At 67.5% G+C, this 17,375-nt stretch carries 21 protein-coding genes; 12 read left to right on the forward strand and 9 right to left on the reverse strand.

The genetic code is table 11. The features are described from left to right. Positions 1-229: 229 nt before the first annotated feature. Positions 230-1,024, forward strand: coding sequence for a class III extradiol ring-cleavage dioxygenase (locus V9K91_RS16235; protein ID WP_210132095.1), 795 nt, complete (start codon positions 230-232; stop codon positions 1,022-1,024). A 67-nt stretch (positions 1,025-1,091) separates the two neighbouring features. Continuing rightward, positions 1,092-2,735, forward strand: coding sequence for a Na+/H+ antiporter (locus tag V9K91_RS16240; RefSeq protein WP_068848952.1), 1,644 nt, complete (start codon positions 1,092-1,094; stop codon positions 2,733-2,735). A 51-nt stretch (positions 2,736-2,786) separates the two neighbouring features. On the opposite strand, the gene V9K91_RS16245 is transcribed toward V9K91_RS16240, so the two are convergent. Continuing rightward, the gene (locus V9K91_RS16245; RefSeq protein ID WP_068854531.1) at positions 2,787-3,035 is read right to left on the reverse strand and encodes a DUF3297 family protein; all 249 of its coding nucleotides are present in this window, start codon (positions 3,033-3,035) and stop codon (positions 2,787-2,789) included. Between the two features lie 101 nt (positions 3,036-3,136). Between V9K91_RS16245 and V9K91_RS16250 the strand changes: the two genes are divergently transcribed. Then, complete coding sequence (locus V9K91_RS16250; protein WP_093533051.1) at positions 3,137-3,679, forward strand: hypothetical protein; 543 nt, start codon at positions 3,137-3,139, stop codon at positions 3,677-3,679. A 37-nt stretch (positions 3,680-3,716) separates the two neighbouring features. Here V9K91_RS16250 and V9K91_RS16255 read toward each other — a convergent pair whose 3' ends face one another. The 5 genes from V9K91_RS16255 to msrB all read right to left on the reverse strand — a co-directional run bounded on the left by V9K91_RS16255 (position 3,717) and on the right by msrB (position 7,209). Continuing rightward, positions 3,717-3,992: a DUF4031 domain-containing protein gene (locus tag V9K91_RS16255; RefSeq protein WP_068848955.1), complete on the reverse strand. Its 276-nt coding sequence runs from the start codon at positions 3,990-3,992 to the stop codon at positions 3,717-3,719. A 14-nt stretch (positions 3,993-4,006) separates the two neighbouring features. Then, positions 4,007-4,513, reverse strand: a complete 507-nt coding sequence (locus V9K91_RS16260) for a hypothetical protein (RefSeq protein ID WP_093533052.1) — start codon at positions 4,511-4,513, stop codon at positions 4,007-4,009. A gap of 130 nt (positions 4,514-4,643) precedes the next feature. Then, the gene (motB, locus tag V9K91_RS16265; RefSeq protein ID WP_095364551.1) at positions 4,644-5,621 is read right to left on the reverse strand and encodes a flagellar motor protein MotB; all 978 of its coding nucleotides are present in this window, start codon (positions 5,619-5,621) and stop codon (positions 4,644-4,646) included. A gap of 9 nt (positions 5,622-5,630) precedes the next feature. After that, a complete protein-coding gene (gene motA / locus V9K91_RS16270; protein ID WP_306989911.1) occupies positions 5,631-6,485 on the reverse strand; it encodes a flagellar motor stator protein MotA in 855 nt (284 codons plus the stop codon). A gap of 256 nt (positions 6,486-6,741) precedes the next feature. Continuing rightward, positions 6,742-7,209, reverse strand: coding sequence for a peptide-methionine (R)-S-oxide reductase MsrB (gene msrB, locus V9K91_RS16275; RefSeq protein ID WP_306989910.1), 468 nt, complete (start codon positions 7,207-7,209; stop codon positions 6,742-6,744). A gap of 105 nt (positions 7,210-7,314) precedes the next feature. Between msrB and V9K91_RS16280 the strand changes: the two genes are divergently transcribed. Then, positions 7,315-7,722: a classical arabinogalactan protein 4 gene (locus V9K91_RS16280; RefSeq protein WP_306989909.1), complete on the forward strand. Its 408-nt coding sequence runs from the start codon at positions 7,315-7,317 to the stop codon at positions 7,720-7,722. Between the two features lie 144 nt (positions 7,723-7,866). Beyond that, positions 7,867-8,031, forward strand: coding sequence for a lana protein (locus V9K91_RS16285; protein WP_068848964.1), 165 nt, complete (start codon positions 7,867-7,869; stop codon positions 8,029-8,031). Between the two features lie 79 nt (positions 8,032-8,110). Here the strand turns inward: V9K91_RS16285 and V9K91_RS16290 are convergent, their stop codons facing one another. Continuing rightward, on the reverse strand, positions 8,111-8,590 hold the full coding sequence (locus V9K91_RS16290; protein WP_068848966.1) for an Lrp/AsnC ligand binding domain-containing protein: 480 nt from the start codon (positions 8,588-8,590) through the stop codon (positions 8,111-8,113). A gap of 148 nt (positions 8,591-8,738) precedes the next feature. Here V9K91_RS16290 and V9K91_RS16295 point away from each other — a divergent pair, with 148 nt between their 5' ends. Then, complete coding sequence (locus tag V9K91_RS16295; protein ID WP_184124532.1) at positions 8,739-10,052, forward strand: D-amino acid dehydrogenase; 1,314 nt, start codon at positions 8,739-8,741, stop codon at positions 10,050-10,052. Continuing rightward, complete coding sequence (alr, locus tag V9K91_RS16300) at positions 10,031-11,107, forward strand: alanine racemase (protein ID WP_184124534.1); 1,077 nt, start codon at positions 10,031-10,033, stop codon at positions 11,105-11,107. The genes V9K91_RS16295 and alr overlap by 22 nt, the downstream gene beginning before the upstream one ends. Here alr and V9K91_RS16305 read toward each other — a convergent pair. Then, positions 11,094-11,654 carry a DUF3016 domain-containing protein gene (locus V9K91_RS16305; RefSeq protein WP_306989907.1) on the reverse strand — a complete coding sequence of 187 codons (561 nt, stop codon included), beginning with the start codon at positions 11,652-11,654 and terminating at the stop codon, positions 11,094-11,096. The two genes, alr and V9K91_RS16305, sit on opposite strands and share 14 nt — an antisense overlap. 233 nt (positions 11,655-11,887) lie before the next feature. Between V9K91_RS16305 and V9K91_RS16310 the strand changes: the two genes are divergently transcribed. Both V9K91_RS16310 and V9K91_RS16315 read left to right on the forward strand, forming a co-directional pair. Continuing rightward, positions 11,888-13,870 carry an ATP-binding protein gene (locus tag V9K91_RS16310; protein ID WP_336443581.1) on the forward strand — a complete coding sequence of 661 codons (1,983 nt, stop codon included), beginning with the start codon at positions 11,888-11,890 and terminating at the stop codon, positions 13,868-13,870. A 14-nt stretch (positions 13,871-13,884) separates the two neighbouring features. After that, positions 13,885-14,175: a DUF3247 family protein gene (locus V9K91_RS16315; RefSeq protein ID WP_306989906.1), complete on the forward strand. Its 291-nt coding sequence runs from the start codon at positions 13,885-13,887 to the stop codon at positions 14,173-14,175. A 42-nt stretch (positions 14,176-14,217) separates the two neighbouring features. Here the strand turns inward: V9K91_RS16315 and V9K91_RS16320 are convergent, their stop codons facing one another. Beyond that, a complete protein-coding gene (locus V9K91_RS16320; protein WP_068848976.1) occupies positions 14,218-14,481 on the reverse strand; it encodes a hypothetical protein in 264 nt (87 codons plus the stop codon). 150 nt (positions 14,482-14,631) lie between these two features. Between V9K91_RS16320 and V9K91_RS16325 the strand changes: the two genes are divergently transcribed. From V9K91_RS16325 to V9K91_RS16335, 3 genes are read left to right on the forward strand one after another with little or no spacing between them, the layout of a single operon-like run. Further along, positions 14,632-15,750 carry a class I SAM-dependent methyltransferase gene (locus tag V9K91_RS16325; protein ID WP_306989905.1) on the forward strand — a complete coding sequence of 373 codons (1,119 nt, stop codon included), beginning with the start codon at positions 14,632-14,634 and terminating at the stop codon, positions 15,748-15,750. Next, entirely contained in the window at positions 15,747-16,466 is a 720-nt protein-coding gene (locus V9K91_RS16330) for a pseudouridine synthase (RefSeq protein ID WP_068854534.1), read from the forward strand. The genes V9K91_RS16325 and V9K91_RS16330 overlap by 4 nt, the downstream gene beginning before the upstream one ends. Then, positions 16,463-17,176, forward strand: coding sequence for an HAD family phosphatase (locus V9K91_RS16335; RefSeq protein WP_184124541.1), 714 nt, complete (start codon positions 16,463-16,465; stop codon positions 17,174-17,176). Before V9K91_RS16330 ends, V9K91_RS16335 begins: the two co-directional genes overlap by 4 nt. Positions 17,177-17,375 lie beyond the last annotated feature (199 nt).

The following is a 17,375-nucleotide window of genomic DNA, read 5'->3' on the forward strand; positions in this document are numbered from 1 at the left end:
CACCCAGTAGATGTCACCCAGTAGATGTCACCCGGTAGATGTCACCCGGTAGATGTCACCCGGTAGATGTCACCCGGTAGATGTCACCCGGTAGATGTCACCCGGTAGATGTCACCCGGGGTGCGACATCAGTGGAACAATGCGCACTGGTTTTGGCATTTATCATCACCGGTGAAGGCAATAAGCTGGGTCGGCATCGTTCTCGGTGCATTCGCCTGCTGGAGCCCCCATGACCCGCCTGCCCTCGCTGTACATCTCCCACGGTTCGCCGATGACCGCGTTGCAGCCGGGGCTGGTCGGGGTGCGCCTGGCCGAGCTGGCCGCGCAGCTGCCGCGCCCGCGCGCGATCGTGATGGCCTCGGCGCACTGGCTGACCCGCCAGCCGGTGGTGGGCGCGCACCCGCAGCCACCGACCATCCATGATTTCGGTGGCTTCCCGCAGGCGTTGTTCGACCTGCAGTACCCGGCGCCGGGCGACCCGGCCTTGGCCGAGGAGGTCGCGCAGCGGCTGGTGGCCGCCGGGCTGCCCACCGGCGTGGACCCGACCCGTGGCCTCGACCACGGCGCGTGGGTGCCGCTGCGCCTGCTCTACCCGCAGGCTGACATTCCGGTGGTGCCGCTGGCGCTGCAGCCGCTGCAGGGCCCGGCCCACCAGTTCGCGCTGGGCCGCGCGCTGGCGCCGCTGCGCGAACAGGGCGTGCTGCTGGTCGGTTCGGGCAGCATCACCCACAACCTGCACGACTTCCGCGACTACCAGCGCGGCGGCGAAGCGCCCTATGTGCGCCCCTTCATCGAATGGGTGGAGCAGCGCCTGCAGGCCAACGACAGCGCCGCGCTGCTCGATTACCGCCGGCAGGCGCCGTATGCCGAACGCGCGCACCCCACCGACGAGCACTTCCAACCGCTGCATTTCGCGCTTGGTGCCGCCGGCAGTGAGGTGCTGGGCGCGCAGCGCATCGATGCCGGCATCGATGCGGGCATGCTGGCGATGGACATCTACCGCTTCGACGGGCAGGCGGCCTGAGTTCGCCGTTGTAGGACGCGGTTCGGGGTGGGTGTGGTAATTTTTTTCCAGGCTCTCTGGAAAATGCATGCATACGATTGAAGTCGTCCTGGCGATGCTGGTGGCGGTGGTCGCCAGCGGCTACCTGGTCCGCGTACTGCCGTTGTCGCTGCCGCTGCCGCTGGTGCAGATCGGCCTGGGTGCGGTGATTGCGGGGGTGTTCAACCGTGGCCACGCGCTGGAACCGGAGATGTTCTTCCTGTTGTTCCTGCCGCCGCTGCTGTTCCTGGACGGCTGGCGCATTCCCAAACAGGGCCTGTTCCGCGACAAGGGCGTGATCCTGGAGCTGGCCTTCGGGCTGGTGGTGTTTACCGTGATCGGCGCGGGCCTGCTGATCCACTGGATGATTCCGGTGATGCCGTTGGCGGTGGCGTTCGCATTGGCGGCGATCATTTCGCCGACCGACCCGGTGGCGGTCAGTTCGATCGCGTCGCGCGCGCCGATTCCCAAGCGGCTGATGCACATCCTGGAGGGCGAATCGCTGTTGAACGATGCCTCCGGCCTGGTCTGCTTCCGCTTCGCGGTGGCCGCGGTGATGACCGGTACCTTCTCGCTGGCAACGGCCTCGGTGACGTTCCTGTGGGTGGCAGTGGCCGGCCTGGCGATCGGCGTGGCGGTGACGCTCGGCGTGTCCACCTTCCAGCGCTGGCTGTGGCGGCGCTTCGGCGAAGAGCCGGGCGCGGCGCTGCTGGTCAACCTGCTGATTCCGTTCGCGGCGTACCTGCTGGCCGAAGAGGCCAACGCCTCGGGCATTCTCTCGGCGGTGGCCGCCGGTATCACCATGAGCTACGTGGAGCTTACCGGCCGCGTGTCGGGCAGCATGCGCGTGCAGCGCATGGCGGTGTGGAACATGCTGCAGTTCTCCTTCAACGGCATCATGTTCGTGCTGCTGGGCGAGCAGCTGCCGGGCATCGTGGACCGCGCCATGACCACGGTGAGCGAAAGCGGGCACCAGAGTGCGTGGTGGCTGCTGGTGTACGTGGTGGTGATCAACCTGGCCCTGGTGCTGCTGCGCCTGGCCTGGGTATGGCTGTCGCTGCGCTGGAGCGTGCTGCGTGCGAAGCATCGCGGTGAGGCGCGGCCAGGCACCTCGTGGCGCATCGTGGTGGCCACCTCGGTGGCCGGCGTACGCGGTGCGATCACGCTGGCCGGTGTGTTGACCCTGCCGCTGTTCCTGCCCGATGGCAGCGCCTTCCCGGCGCGCGACCTGGTGATCTTCCTGGCCGCGGCGGTGATCCTGGTGTCGCTGGTCGGTGCCAGCGTGGCGCTGCCGCGCCTGCTCAAGGGGCTGGAACTGCCGGCGGACTCGGGCGAGCGCAAGGAAGAAGACCTGGCGCGGCGGCTGGCCTCGAAGGCGGCGCTGGCCGGGGTGGAGCGCATGCGCCAGCAACTGGTGCAGAACCAGACCACCGACAACGTGCAGCTGTACAACGATGCGGCCTCACGGGTGAGCCTGCTGTACCAGCGCAACCTGGAAAAAGACCAGGGCCCGGATGCGGACCCGGAAAAGGTGCGGCGCATGGAGCAGGGCTACCGGCAGCTGCGCAGTGCCGGCTTGACCGCCGAACGCGAAGAACTGTTCCGGTTGACCCGGCGCGGGCGGATTTCCGACGAGATTTCGCGCAAGCTGATCCGCAACCTGGACCTGCTGGAAACCCGGCAAAAGGATTGACGGCGCAGCCGTCAATCCCGGGCAGCAACCGACCGTGGGTCGGTTGACCGATTATTCCGGCTTCTGATCCAGGTAATACGCCACCACGGTGCCCTTGACCTTGATGGTCATCGGGTTGCCACGGCGGTCGCGGGCCTTGCCGGCCTGCACGCGGATCCAGCCTTCGCTGACCGAGTATTCCTCGACGTTGTCGCGCTCGACATCATTGAAGCGGATGCCCACGCCGCGCTCCAGCGCAGCGGCATCGTGGAAGGGGCTGGTGGGGTTGATCGCCAGGTGATCGGGAGGGGTATCGCTCATGGTCATTGGATGCTGACAGCCACCACGGCCATCTTCAGGCGCACAGGATAACCGTAGGGTGGCCGTGGCAGAATGCCTGCCTGTCTCCAGGAATACCGGCCATGCCCGACAACAGCGACTATTTCGACTTCGAAGAAGACGAACGCGATTTCGACGAAGACGATTTCGAGGCCCGTATCTGGAACCTGTTCGTGCTGATCAACCCGGGCGACGAGGAACTGGGCCTGCAGCAGTTCAACCGCTGGCGCGAGGCGCTGCTGGAGAACGGTGAGGAGATCGACGAGGAGGCCGACTGGCTGCCGCCGCTGATGGCTGCCATTGCCTGGCAGTCCGGCTTCGAGGTGGAGCGTGAAGACACCGATGCGCTGGTGTCGGCGGTGAACGAGCTGTCCGCGCGCTGGAACCTGCAGCTGGACTGGGGTGGCGACCTGGATGACGAGGATTTTGCCGCCCACATCGACGCGCCGCGGCTGATGGGCACCGCCTACGACCGCCTGCGCGAGCACAATTACTCGCTGTGGAGCGTGGATACCGGCAACGGCGGCCTGGCCGGCTGGATGGCGCTGCAGCGCGATGATGACGCCATGCTGGCGCTGTGTTCGCTGCTGGGGGTGGAAGTGCGGCCGGGCTCGGATCCGTTCTGACAGGTCACCCGACCCACGGTCGGGTGCTACCGGCGGATCAGGCCGTGTATTGCGATCTGGCGTTGGCGATGACGGCTTTGACCAGCGCCCGGTCGGTGTGCCGGGAAATGGCGGTCGCACCCAGCGCGATGGCCTGCAGGCGCAGGGGCGCGGGGACGTCGTAATGGGCGCCACTGCGGCGGTTCTGGAAGGCCCGCCGGGGAATCCCGAGCTGCGCCGCCATGGCGTGCAGCTCGGGCAGGGTGTCGGCCATCAGATGCGCCCAGCGCTCGCCGCGCCAGGGGTGTACCGCATCGTCGATATAGACCGTCACCGGGTGGCCGTGGCTCAGGCCTGCGGCTTGTCGTCGCTGGCGGCCGGGGTGGCTTCGGCGTCTTCGGCAGCCGGTTCGGCGGCCGGGGCGTCTTCGGCAGCGGTGTCAGCGTCGTCGCCTTCTTCGCCTTCTTCGCCTTCCACGCCTTCGAACTCGGAAACCAGCTGGCTCAGGTACTCGTCGGCGGTCTTGCCTTCATCGGCGGCCAGGTCGTCGATCAGCTGCTGCAGCTGGGTCGAGTATTCCAGGGTGACCTTGCGGCCTTCCTTCTCCTGGACATTGGAGAGGTGCTTGAGCATGGCCAGCATCGGCACCGGGTTGTCGGCGTTGCCCATGGTCTGGCCACCAATGGCCAGCAGCCATTCGGTGCCCTGCAGGCCGATCGCAGCGACCACCTGGCCTTCTTCGTTGGTCAGCACGGCATGGTTCTGGACCGGCTGCTGGGCGTTGAGGCGGTTGATCGGGCGCTTGGGCTGGAGCTTCTTGCGCTTGTCGCGCTTGGCCTTGGACTGCTTGGACATGGAATCGGTCTATCGGTACGGGAAAGACCGCCATTGTAGTGGGGGTTGCGCGGGGATGCTGGGACGAGCGGCTCATGGCCATGCACAACCCCCGGTAGGTAACGACCGTTGGTCGTTACGCCCGAAGGGCTCAGGGCGAAGCGGAGACGGGGGCAGCGGCCGGGGCTGGTGCCGGCGCGCCCTGGGCCGCCTGGATGTCGGCGTCCTGGACGGTCGGCGACAGCGCCACTTCCTGGCCCGAACCGGCCAGCGCGGCGGCTTCGGCGGCCTTGGTCATCACCACGATGCTGATGCGGCGGTTGATCGGGTTGTCCGGCTGGGTCTTGTCGAACAGCACCGACGAGGACAGGCCGACCACGCGGGTGACCTTGTCGTCGGCCATGCCGCCATCGAGCAGCGCACGCCGGGCGGCATTGGCGCGGTCGGCGCTGAGCTCCCAGTTGCTGTAGCCGTGGGCGGCGTTGTACGCGGTGATGTCGGTATGGCCGGTGATGCTGATCCGGTTCGGCACGTGGTTGATGAACTGCGAGAGCTCGCGAAGGATGTCGCGCGTGTAGGTCTTCAGCGCGGCACTGCCCATGTCGAACATCGGCCGGTTCTGCTTGTCCACGATCTGGATGCGCAGGCCTTCCGGGGTCAGGTCCAGCAGCAGCTGGTCCTTGAACGGTTCCAGCGCCTGGCTCTTGCTGATCGCTTCTTCCAGTTCCTGCTTGAGCACTTCCAGCTGCTTCTTCTCACGCTCGCGCTCGTCTTCCTGCGGCACCGGGCGCTCGGCCTGGTGGTTCTGGAAGGGGTCGTTGCTGTTGCCGCGCGACACATCGGTGGCGCCGCCCAGCTTGATCATCGAGGTACTGGCGCCACCCGGGCCGGCCATGCCCGGGGCGGGCGTGGGGCTCTGCCCGGTGAGCGGGCTGGGGTTGCGGAAGTATTCGGAAATGGACGCGCGTTCGGGCTTGGTGGTGGCCGCCATCAGCCACAGCACCAGGAAGAACGCCATCATGGCCGTGACGAAGTCGGCGTAGGCCACCTTCCAGGCGCCGCCATGGTGCGCGGCGTGGCCGCCCTTCTTGACCCTGCGGACGATGACGGTGGGTTTGTTCTCGGCCATGGCGGTGCCTTACTTGACCGTCTTGAGGTGCTGTTCGAATTCGCTGAAGCCCGGACGCACGTTGGACGGCAGGGTCTTGCGCGCGAATTCCAGCGCGATCTTCGGGTTGTAGCCGCGCAGGCAGGCCAGCAGGGCGGTCTTGACCGACTCATAGATGCGGCTGTCCTGCTCGGCGCGTGCTTCCACGGCCGCCGCCAGCGGGCTGACGAAGCCGTAGGCCAGCAGGATGCCCAGGAAGGTACCCACCAGCGCGCCGGCCACGTGCGCGCCCACTTCGGTGATTTCGCCACCGATCGAGCCCATGGTGATCACGATGCCCAGCACCGCCGCCACGATGCCGAAGCCGGGCAGGCCGTCGGAGACCTTGTTGAGCACGGCCGAGGGCTGCATGGCTTCGGCGTGGTGCTTTTCCAGTTCCATTTCCAGCAGCGGTTCCAGCTCGTGCGGTTCGATGTTGCTGCCGATCATCAGGCGCAGGCAGTCGGTCATGAAGTCGACCAGGTGGTGGTCGGCCTGCACCTTGGGATAGTTGGCGAAGATGGCGCTTTCGGCCGGGCGCTCGACATGGTCTTCCAGCGCCATGAAGCCTTCGCGGCGGGCCTTGTTGAGCAGTTCGTAGAGCAGGCTCAGGACATCGATGTAGTCCTGCTGCTTGTAGCGCGGGCCCTTGAACACGCCCACCGTGGCCTGCAGGGTCTGCTTGACGGTCTTGAGCGGGGTGCCGACCAGGAACGCGCCCAGCGCCGCGCCACCGATGATGACCAGCTCATAGGGCTGCCACAGCGCGCCGAGCTTGCCGTGCGCGCCGACATAGCCGCCGAGCACGCTGAGGATGACGATGAGGAAGCCAACAATGATGAGCATGGGGCGGGCGCGGCGGTGGGGATATCACCATGTCGGCCTGGCGCGCGCATTCTGAAGGGGGGCGTGGTCGGACGTCACAGTTTTGGCCGGCACGTCGTACCCACCAACGGTGGGTACCTACCGGTGCATCGCCCAGTACCCACCAACGGTGGGTACCTGCCGGGTACGTCGCCCGGAGGGTGCCGACCCGCCTCGTCCGGAGGATGCCGCCCCCTGGTAGGTGCCCACCGTTGGTGGGCACGCATTGCCGGGGTGCTCAACCGGCTGGCTGGGCCTCGGCGCCACCGCGTTGCAGCGGATCCGGGTAAGGCTGACCGTTGGCGGTGAACTGCAGCGAGACCGAATTCAGGCAATGCCGCTCGAACGTCGGCGCCGGGCCATCTGGGAACACGTGACCGAGATGGCTGTCACAGCGGGCGCAAACGATTTCAGTTCGCACCATGCCATGACTGACATCACGGATTTCGCGCACATGGTCCGGGTCGAACGGGGCGAAGAAGCTCGGCCAGCCCGTGCCGGAGTCGAACTTGGTGCTGGAACGGAACAGCGGCAGGCCGCACAGACGGCAGCCGTAGACGCCGTCCTGCTTGTTGTCCAGGAACACCCCACAGAACGGGGCTTCGGTGCCGTGCTGGAGCAGGACGCGGCGCTCGTCGGCGCTGAGCCCGGCCACCAGCGCGTCGCGCTGGGCGTCGCTGGGTGGGGAGAGATCGAATGCGGTCATGGGTGGTCCTCGTGGGGATGGCAGGAAAATGGGGGCGGCGGCGCCCGGGGGCAAGCGCCGATGGCATTCATGGTGCTGACACGCGCGCTGGCGCAGGGTGAATGCATGTCCCGTCGTGAGTCCGCCGCCATGAAACGCTTCTTCCGGGGTGTCGTATCGCTGGCCGTGCTGCTGCCGCTGGTCGCGGTGGCGCAGATGGCCGCGCCACGCAAACCCACCGATACCCGTCCGCCCACCCCCGTGGTTCCCGCGCAGGCGCCGTTGCCCGCGCCGGTGAACACCCCGGCGCAGACGACGCAGCAGCTGCGCACCCACCCGATCCAGAGCCAGGGGCCGGCCCAGGTGGTGCCGCCTGCGCCGCCGGCCACCACCGCGCCACCGAAGGTGTATGACCGACACGGCCGCATCGTGCCGGGCATGAAGCAGGCCGGCCCCAACCGTGTGCTGGATACGCGCACCGGCCGCTATTACGACGCGGTGCCCACCGGTGATGGCCAACTCATCAAGCCCTGATGCATGAACGTTTCACAACCAATGCCCGCAGTCATCGGTGTCAACGCCGCAGCTCACTGCAATTTCGCCTGCGATTAACCGGCTTTCGCCGAGTCTGTACGTGCGCCGCAACAACGCGCATCCCCAAGCTCAGAAGGTGCAGTTATGGCTAATCAGCAGAAGGGCAATCCCGGCAAGATGCCGCAGGAACAGCAGGGCCAGCAGAACCAGAAATCCGGCCAGCAGAACCAGCAGCAATGGGATCAGCAGAACCAGAAGGGTGGCAAACAGCAGGACCAGCGCCACCAGGACCAGAAACAGCAGCGTTGATGCCTCTGGTCGGCAGCTACACAGGCGGTGCGCGCAAGCGCGCCGCCTTTTGCGTTTGCGCGGGTCGGTCCGGGGCGGCTCAGTCCGGAATCGGGAGGGTCAGCGTTTCCTTGACCTCTTCCATCACGATGTAGCTCTTGGATTCGCGCACGTGCGGCAAGGTCAACAGGGTGCTGCCCAGCAGCTTGCGGTAGGAAGCCATTTCGCTGATGCGCGCCTTGAGCAGGTAATCGAAATCGCCCGAGACCAGGTGGCATTCCAGTACGTTGGGCAGCTTCAGCGCTGCGCGGCGGAACTCCTCGAAGATGTCGCCGGACTTGTAGGCCAGGCTGATCTCCACGAACACCAGCAGGCTGGCCTTGAGGTACTGCGGGTCCAGCCGTGCGTAGTAGCCGGTGATGGCGCCATCGCGTTCCAGCCGGCGCACCCGCTCGGTGCAGGGGGTGGTGGACAGCCCGACGCGCTCGCCCAGCTCGGTGAAGGAAATGCGCCCCTCCTCCTGCAGGATGCGCAGGATCTTGCGGTCGATCTTGTCCAGCTCGCGGGCACGGGCGGCCATGGCGTCAGCCTCTCAGTGGTGTTGGCGCGACAATATCCTGCCTGATGCGCCAAAAACAGCAAAATTGCTTGGTTTGGCCGGAATATACTTCCTCAATTATGGTCCCGGCACGCTCCAGTGCAGGGAATGATCGGGTTGGAGAGGTCTCATGCGCGTTCTAGTCCTAGGCAGTGGGGTAATCGGCACGACCAGTGCCTGGTACCTGCGGCAGGCCGGGTTTGAAGTCACGGTGGTGGACCGCCAGCCCGGCCCGGCGCTGGAAACCAGCTTCGCCAACGCCGGCCAGCTTTCGTTCGGCTATACCTCGCCGTGGGCCGCCCCGGGCGTGCCGCTGAAGGCGGTGAAGTGGCTGTTCTCCGAACACGCGCCGCTGGCGATCCGCCCCGGCCTGGACCTGAACCAGTACCGCTGGCTGGCGCAGATGCTGCGCAACTGCACGCACGAGCGCTACGCCATCAACAAGGCGCGCATGGTGCGCATGTCCGAATACAGCCGCGACTGCCTCAACGAGCTGCGTGCGCAGACCGGCATTGAGTTTGAAGGCCGCGACCTGGGCACCACCCAGCTGTTCCGCACCCAGCAGCAGCTGGATGCCTCGGCGCAGGACATCGAAGTGCTGGCCCAGTACGGCGTGCCGTATGAAGTGCTGGACCGCGCCGGCATCATCGCCCACGAACCGGCGCTGGCCAGCGTGGCCGACAAACTGGTGGGCGCGCTGTGGCTGCCGCGCGACCAGACCGGCGATTGCCAGCTGTTCACCCGCCGCCTGGCGCAGATGGCGATGGATGCCGGGGTGGAATTCCGCTTCGACCAGGACATTGCCGGGCTGGAAACCGACGGCGACCGCATCACCGGCGTGCGCATCGACGGCAAGGTCGAAACCGCCGACCGCTACGTGGTCGCGCTGGGCAGCTATTCGCCGTCGCTGGTGGCCCCGCTGGGCATGCACCTGCCGGTGTACCCGCTGAAGGGCTACTCGCTGACCCTGCCGATCACCAACGCGGCGATGGCGCCGACCTCGACCATCCTGGACGAGAGCTACAAGGTGGCGGTGACCCGTTTCGACGACCGCATCCGCGTGGGCGGCATGGCCGAAGTGGGCGGGTTCGACCTGTCGCTGTCGCCGCGCCGCCGCGCCACCCTGGAAAAGGTGGTGGGCGACCTGTACCCGGATGGCGGCGACCTGTCGCGCGCCGAGTTCTGGACCGGGCTGCGCCCGGCCACCCCGGATGGCACGCCGGTGATCGGCGCTACCCCGTACCGCAACCTGTTCCTCAACACCGGCCACGGCACGTTGGGCTGGACCATGGCCTGCGGCTCGGGCCGCTACCTGGCCGACCTGATGAGCGCGCGCCAGCCGCAGATCAGCACCGAAGGCCTGGATATCTTCCGTTATGGCGGCCACCACGCCGCGTCCGTCCAACACAGTGAAGCGAATGCATGCGCCCAGCCCGCGCGTTGATTGACCTGGAGGCGTTGCGCTCCAACTTCCGCCTGGCCCGTGAACTGGGCGGCGGCCGCAAGACCCTGGCCGCGGTAAAAGCCGATGCCTACGGCCACGGTGCCGTGGCCTGCGCGCGCGCGCTGGACGGCGAAGCCGATGCGTTCGGCGTGGCCTGCATTGAAGAGGCGCTGGAACTGCGCGCGGCCGGCATCACCTCGCCGATCCTGCTGCTGGAGGGGTTCTTCGATGCCGACGAGCTGCCGCTGATCGTGCAGCACAACCTGTGGTTCGCGGTGGCCGCGCCGTGGCAGGTGGACGCGGTGGAAGCGTTCCAGACCGACGCAACGCTGCAGATCTGGTTGAAGCTGGACAGCGGCATGCACCGGCTGGGCCTGTCGCCCGAAGATTTCCGTGCCGCGCACGCGCGGCTGTCCGCGCTGCCGCAGGTGGCACCGATGGTGCTGATGAGCCACATGGCCCGCGCCGACGAACTGGACAGCCCGCGCACGCGCGAACAGGCGGACCTGTTCGCCGCCACCATCGACGGCCTGGCCGGCGAGACCAGCCTGTGCAATTCACCGGCGCTGCTGGGCTGGCCGGACGTGCGCAGCGATTGGGTGCGCCCGGGCCTGATGCTGTACGGGGCCAACCCGCTGCAGAAGCACAATGCCTTTACCGAGCGGCTGCGCCCGGTGATGACCATGCAGTCGAAGATCTTCGCGGTCCGTGAGATCGCCGCGGGCGAACCGGTCGGCTACGGCGCACGCTTCGTGGCCGAACGCCCCACCCGCGTGGGCGTGGTGGCGCTGGGGTATGCCGATGGCTACCCGCAGTTCGCGCCGAACGGGACCCCCGTCCAGATCGATGGCCAGCCCGGCCACCTGATCGGCCGGGTCTCGATGGACATGCTGACCGTGGACCTGACCGACCTGCCGCAGGCCGGGGTGGGCAGCACCGTCACCCTGTGGGGCGATGCCCCGCGCCTGGACGTGCTGGCCCCGCTGTGCAAGGTCAGCGCGTACCAGCTGCCGTGCGCGGTCAAGCGCGTGGCGCGGGTGCTCAGCGGCGCGTAGGCGGCAGCAGGCGCCGCAGCCAGTCATCGATCATGCGCTTCTCATAGCGCAGCGGGTCGTTGTTGCTGAGCAGGCCGGTGTTGCCCAGGTAGTTCATGTCGATCAGCTTCTCCTCGCCCTGGCGGACCATGCCGCCCGTGGCGTCGCGCAGGGTGAAGGTCAGGGTCATCCGCGGCGGATAAATGTCGCGCATGATCCGCACGTCATTGCCGCGCGGGCCGTTCTGCGGCTCGAACTCGCCGGCCCGCTTGATGTCGGTGATCTCCACGTCCAGGGTCTGTCCCGGGGGCAGGCGCTTGCTGGCGCTGCTGCGCAGGTAGTCGGCAAGCTGCTGCACCCAGTTGCCGCTTTGGGCCTCGAACCGGTTGGTGCTGCTGCGGATTTCAGTGAACTGGGCCGGGTCCGTCCACTTCACCTGGACCGGGCTTTCGCCGGTGAGCGCGCGGGGCGCCTTGGGGTCGGTGACGGTGCGCGGGGCGGCCGACGCGCTGCCGACAAGCAGCAGCAGACAGCCCAGAGCACCAGCCAGCAAGGGTTTGCGGTTCATGGCGTTGCCTCGGTCGGAGCGGCGGAAGAAGGTCGGTACTGAGTGTGATCCTGATCCGCCAGCGGGACAATTGCCGGAAACGGCAGGCAGGATCCCCGGTAGCCGGCAATTCACTTACGTCAAACCGGCAAGGGGCGCTTGACGCTACGAATACGCGCTCTGGAAGATGCTGTCTCCCTCCGTTCCACCAGTTGCCCCTCTTGACGCCCTTGCCCAGCCTGCCCGCCTCAACCCTGGAACGCGCCCCGTACGTGCCTTCGGCGTCCGATCCTTCCTTGCACCGCAGCGTGCTGGAAGGCCTCAGCGCTGGCTTCTGCATCATCGAGGTGATGATCGAAGACGGCGTGGGAGTCGACTACCGGTTCCTGGAAGTCAATGACGCCTTCGAGCGCAACACCGGCTTGAACCAGGCCTCGGGCCGGCTGATGAGCGAACTGCAGCCGACCCACGAGCCGGAGTGGTACCGGGTGTACGGCCAGATCGCCCTGACCGGGCGCTCCCAGCAGTTCGAGCTGGAAGCACGCGCGCTGGGCCGCTGGTATGCGGTCGAGGCGATGCGGGTGGGCGAGCCGCACGAACATCGCGTCGCTGTGCTGTTCTTCGACATCACCAACCGCAAGCAGATCGAAGTGGAGCTGGCCGAAAGCGAGGCGCGTTTCAGCGCGCTGGCCGATGGCCTGCCCATGCCCGTGTGGGTGCTGGACGAACGCGCGCATGCGCGCTTCGTCAACAGCGCCTTCAGCGAATTCTTCGGTGGTGACGAACAGCGCGTGCCGGAGGATGTCTGGCGCGGCCTGGTCCACCCCGACGATGTGTCCGTGTTCGATTACGAGCTGCAGGCCGCGATCAAGGCGCAGCGCTCCATGCAGGTGCTGGTGCGCGGGCTGCGCGCCGATGGCCAGTGGCGCTGGCTGGAAATGAGCGCCCAGCCACGCTTCTCGCGCATGGGCCGCTTCATCGGCCTGGCCGGCAGCAGCACCGACGTTACCGACCGCCGCGAAATCGAAATGGCGCGCGAAGAGCTGCTGCAGTCCGAACGCGCCGCGCGCAATGCCGCTGAAAGCATGGCGCGGCTGAAGGACGAATTCCTGGCCACGCTCTCGCACGAGCTGCGCACGCCGCTGACCACCATCCTGGGCTGGAGCGAGCTGCTGCAGCGCGTGGACAGCACCAGCCCGCTGTTCAAGGGGCTGGGCGTGATCGCCAACAGCGCCATGGCGCAGAAGCGGCTGATCTCGGACATGCTGGACCTGAGCAGCATGCTGCTGGGCAAGGTGCAGCTGGAGGTGGAAGTGCTGGACCTGCGCGTCCAGCTCACCGAGGCCATGCGCGCCCAGGAACTGGTAGCCGAAGGCAAGGCGCTGGAAACCCGGCTGGTCATGCCTGACGAACCGGCGCTGGTGCTGGGCGATGCCACGCGCCTGCAGCAGGTGCTGTGGAACCTGCTCAGCAACGCCATCAAGTTCACCCCCGCCGCCGGCTCGGTCACGGTCACCCTGGCCACCGACGGTGATCACTGGACAGTGACCGTGGCCGATTCGGGCGACGGCATTGCGCCGGAGTTCCTGCGCCATCTGTTCAGCCGCTTCCGCCAGGCCGATGGCACCACCACCCGCCGCCATGGCGGGCTGGGCCTGGGCCTGGCGATCGTGCAGCAGCTGGTGGAACTGCACGGCGGCACGGTCACGGCCAACAGCGAAGGCCAGGGCCAGGGTGCGGAATTCACCGTGCAGCTGCCGCGCTACCAGCCCCAGGCCGATGGCCGGCCGCTGCGCGAAGTGTTCAGTGGCCCGATCCGCGAACAGCTGATCGAGCCGTACCCGCTCAAGGGCCTGCGCCTGCTGGCGGTGGAAGACCAGCCCGAAGTGCTGGAATACCTGCGCCGGCTGCTGGAAGAGCAGGGCGCGCAGGTCACCGCAGCGGCTTCGGCCGGCGAAGCATTGGCACTGCTGGATGCCGGCGGCCATGAGGCGGTGGATGTGCTGCTGACCGACATCGGCATGCCGGGCATGGACGGGTATGGGCTGGTGAGCGCGCTGCGCCAGGACTTCGGCCTCGATGCCAACGCGCTGCCGATCGTGGCGGTGACCGCGTTGGCCCGTGCCGACGACCGCAAGCGCGCGCTGGCGTCGGGCTTCCAGGAACACGTGGCCAAACCCTATTCGGTCGCCCAGCTGGTCACCGCAGTACGCAGCGTCCTGGCCGGACGGAATTGAATCAAAGGAACCGCATGTCCCGCACCGCCCCCCGCATCTACACAAACCCGGCCGACATCGCCCAGCTCGAGGCGTTGCTGCCCCAGCTCAAAGGCCAGACCCAGGTCGAAGTCACGCTGAAAGACGGCCGCCGCCTGCTCGGCACCGTGGCGGTACAGCCCACCGTGCAGCAGTACCGAAATGCGGAAGAGAACGAAGGCAGCAACGGCCAACTGCGCCTGGATGACCGGGATGCCCCGGTGCAGCAGCATGTGCTGTGGCTGGATGAGATCAGCGCGATCCGCCAGCTGCCCCCGGTGGAATGAGCCTCCGGGCCGTGCCGGGCCCTGCCCGGCACGCTCCTTTCCTCAATGCGTGAAGACTTCCGGCTCAGCTTCGAAGCGGCGCGCATAGGCGCGCTCATCCGCAATCCGGGCGACTTCGTCATCGGCCATGTCGGGCGCGCCGTACACCGCATAGGCCACGGCGCCATCGGCCTGCTTGCCCACCTGGTGCAACCGGTACCTCGAATGCCCACCACCGGTGTCCTCGGGGTAGTGCACCGGCGGCTGTGCGCCCTCCAGATCCATTTCGCTGTTGTCGACCACGCCACCGACGAACAATGCGCGCATGAGCTACCTCCGTTGCGAATGAGCCTTCACCCTGACCGACAGCCTGTTGCGATGGCATCAAGGCAGCGTTGAATAAACGCAAATCGGCCGCCGAACGGGGCCGATCGGCCGAAACGGTAGAATGGCGGTCTCTTTTCAAGATGTGCCCCCATGGCTGCCCAGCACGACGCCCCCCTGGAAACCCTGTTCCTGCCGTTCGGCGGCGCGCTGACCTGGCCGGCCGGGCCGGTGCTGTTCCTGCGTGCCCGCGATGGCTGGCCGCTACGCGAGCACGCCCAGCCAGGCCAGCTGGTCTGCGAGCAGAGCTTCCGCCCGTTCGCCGATGCGCTGGAAGCCAGCGGCTGGACCGTGCGCGACGAGCAGCAGCTGGCCGATGACGCCACCCGCTACGCGCTGGTGCTGGTGCTGCCGCCGCGCCAGCGTGAAGAAGCCCGCGCGCTGTTTGCCCGCGCGCTGGCGCTGGCCGCCCCGGGCGGCATCGTGGTGGCCTGCCAGCACAACAACGAAGGCGCCCGCTCCGGCGAAGGCGACCTGCAGCAGCTGGCCGGGCTGGGCGGCAAGATGACCAAGAACCACTGCCGGGTGTACTGGACCGCGCCGTTGGATGGCCAGCATGACGCGGCCCTGGCCCAGCGCTGGGCCGCGCTGGACGCGCCGCGCGCGATCCTGGGCGGGCGCTTCCAGAGCCGCCCGGGCATCTTCGCGTGGGACCGCATCGACCCGGCCTCGGCACTGCTGGTGGAACAGCTGCCGGCCGACCTGGCCGGGCGCGGCGCGGACCTGGGCGCCGGCTTCGGCTACCTGTCCAGCGAAGTGCTGCAGCGCTGCCCGCAGGTGAGCGCGCTGGACCTGTTCGAGGCCGAAGGCCGCGCGTTGGCGCTGGCCAGGGTCAATCTGGAAGCACTGGGCAAGCCGGCGAAGTTGGGCTTCCACTGGCAGGACGTCACCGCCGGCATCGAGGCGCAGTACGACTTCATCGTCACCAATCCGCCGTTCCACACCCCCTCGCGTGCCGACCGCCCGGACATCGGCCAGCGCTTCATCGCCGTGGCCGCGCAGGCGCTGCGCCCGGGCGGGCGGATGTGGCTGGTGGCCAACCGCCACCTGCCGTACGAGCAGATCCTCAACGAAAGCTTCGGCCAGGTGCGCGTGGCTGCCGAACGCGACGGCTTCAAGCTGATCGAGGCGACCAAGGCCAGCAAGAGTCCCACCCCCGCCAGGGCCCCGCGCAGCGACGAGCCGAAGTGGGGCCGCGGGGGCCGCGCATGAAGCTGGTGAAACTGCTGGCCAACCTGGGTTACGGCAGCCGCAAGCAGGTGCAGGGCATGTTCCGCGAGGGGCTCATCACCGATGCGGACGGCGAGGTGCTGTACGCCGATGACCAGGTCGCCCACGAAGCGATCCGGGTCGAGGGGGAGCCGCTGGATCCGCCGCAGGGGCTGACCCTGATGCTGCACAAGCCGCGTGACTACACCTGTTCAACCAAGGACAAGGGCCGGCTGATCTACGACCTGTTGCCGCCGCGCTTCCGCGAGCGTTCGCCGGTGCTGTCGTCGGTGGGCCGGCTGGACCGCGACACCAGCGGCCTGCTGCTGATGACCGACGACGGCGCCCTGCTGCACCGGATCGTGTCGCCCAAGTCGCGGCTGGACAAGGCCTACCAGGTCACCGTGGCCGAAGACCTGCGCGGTGACGAGGTGGCACGTTTCGCCAGCGGCGCGCTGATGCTGGAAGCGGACGACAAGCCGCTGCTGCCGGCCGAACTGCACGTGCGCTCGGCGCGCGAGGCCGAACTGGTGCTGCACGAGGGCCGCTACCACCAGGCCCGGCGCATGTTCGCGGCGGTGGGCAACCACGTGCAGGCACTGCACCGCAGCCGCATCGGCGGGCTGTCGCTGGGCGACCTGCCCGAGGGCGAGTGGCGCATGCTGGATGCGGCGGACCTGGAAACGCTGTTCACCGGGCACCTCACCGACGCGTCATGACCGCCATCGCCGCCCTGCCGTTCCTGCCTGAAGCGGTCATCTTCGATATGGATGGCCTGATGATCGACAGCGAGCGGGTGTCCATTGCGTGCTGGTCGCAGGCCGCACGGGAACTGCAGCTGCCGTTCGCCGATGACTTCTGGCTGGGCATGGTCGGATTGGGCGACCGTGACTGCGAACAGCGGCTGTTGCGCCACATCGATGCCGGGCAGGTAGCCGCGCTGTATGCGCGCTGCCACGACCTGTATGAAGCGCGCACCCAGCAGGGGCTGCCGCTGCGTCCCGGCATACTGGCGCTGCTGCAGCTGCTGCAGGCACACGCCCTGCCGCGAGCGGTGGCGACGTCCACGCGCGAGCCGCGCGCGTCGCGCAAACTGGCGGCGGCGGGGTTGCTGGGTTACTTCGACCACGTGGTCACCAGCAGCGACGTGGCCCACCCGAAGCCGGCGCCGGACATCTACCTGCTGGCGGCGCGGAAACTGGGCAAGGATCCCGCGCGCTGCCTGGCGCTGGAAGACTCGCCGGCCGGCATCCGCGCGGCGGTAGGCGCCGGCATGACCGCGATCCAAGTGCCGGACCTGGTGCATCCGGATGCCGACCTGCGCGCGCTCGGCCATCGCATCGTGGAATCGCTCACCGACGCCCACGCACTGCTGCTGCCGCTGCTGCAAAAGCGGACGGTAGAGCCGAAGGGTGGAACCGAAGGGTAGAGCCGAAGGGTAGAGCCGACTGTTAGTCGGCTAAGCGCGAAGCGCGATCATTGACCCCGCCAAAGGCAGCCGACTAACGGTCGGCTCTACCGTGAATTCCACGCGGAATTCCATGCGGCATTCAGCCCGTCATTCCACGCGGAATTCCATCCGGCATTCCATGCGGATTCCCGCATCATTCCGCCCGTAACCCCACAAA

Origin of the sequence: Stenotrophomonas sp. CCNWLW57 (assembly GCF_037203925.1) — a bacterium.
In the GTDB taxonomy this organism is placed as follows: domain Bacteria; phylum Pseudomonadota; class Gammaproteobacteria; order Xanthomonadales; family Xanthomonadaceae; genus Stenotrophomonas; species Stenotrophomonas rhizophila_A.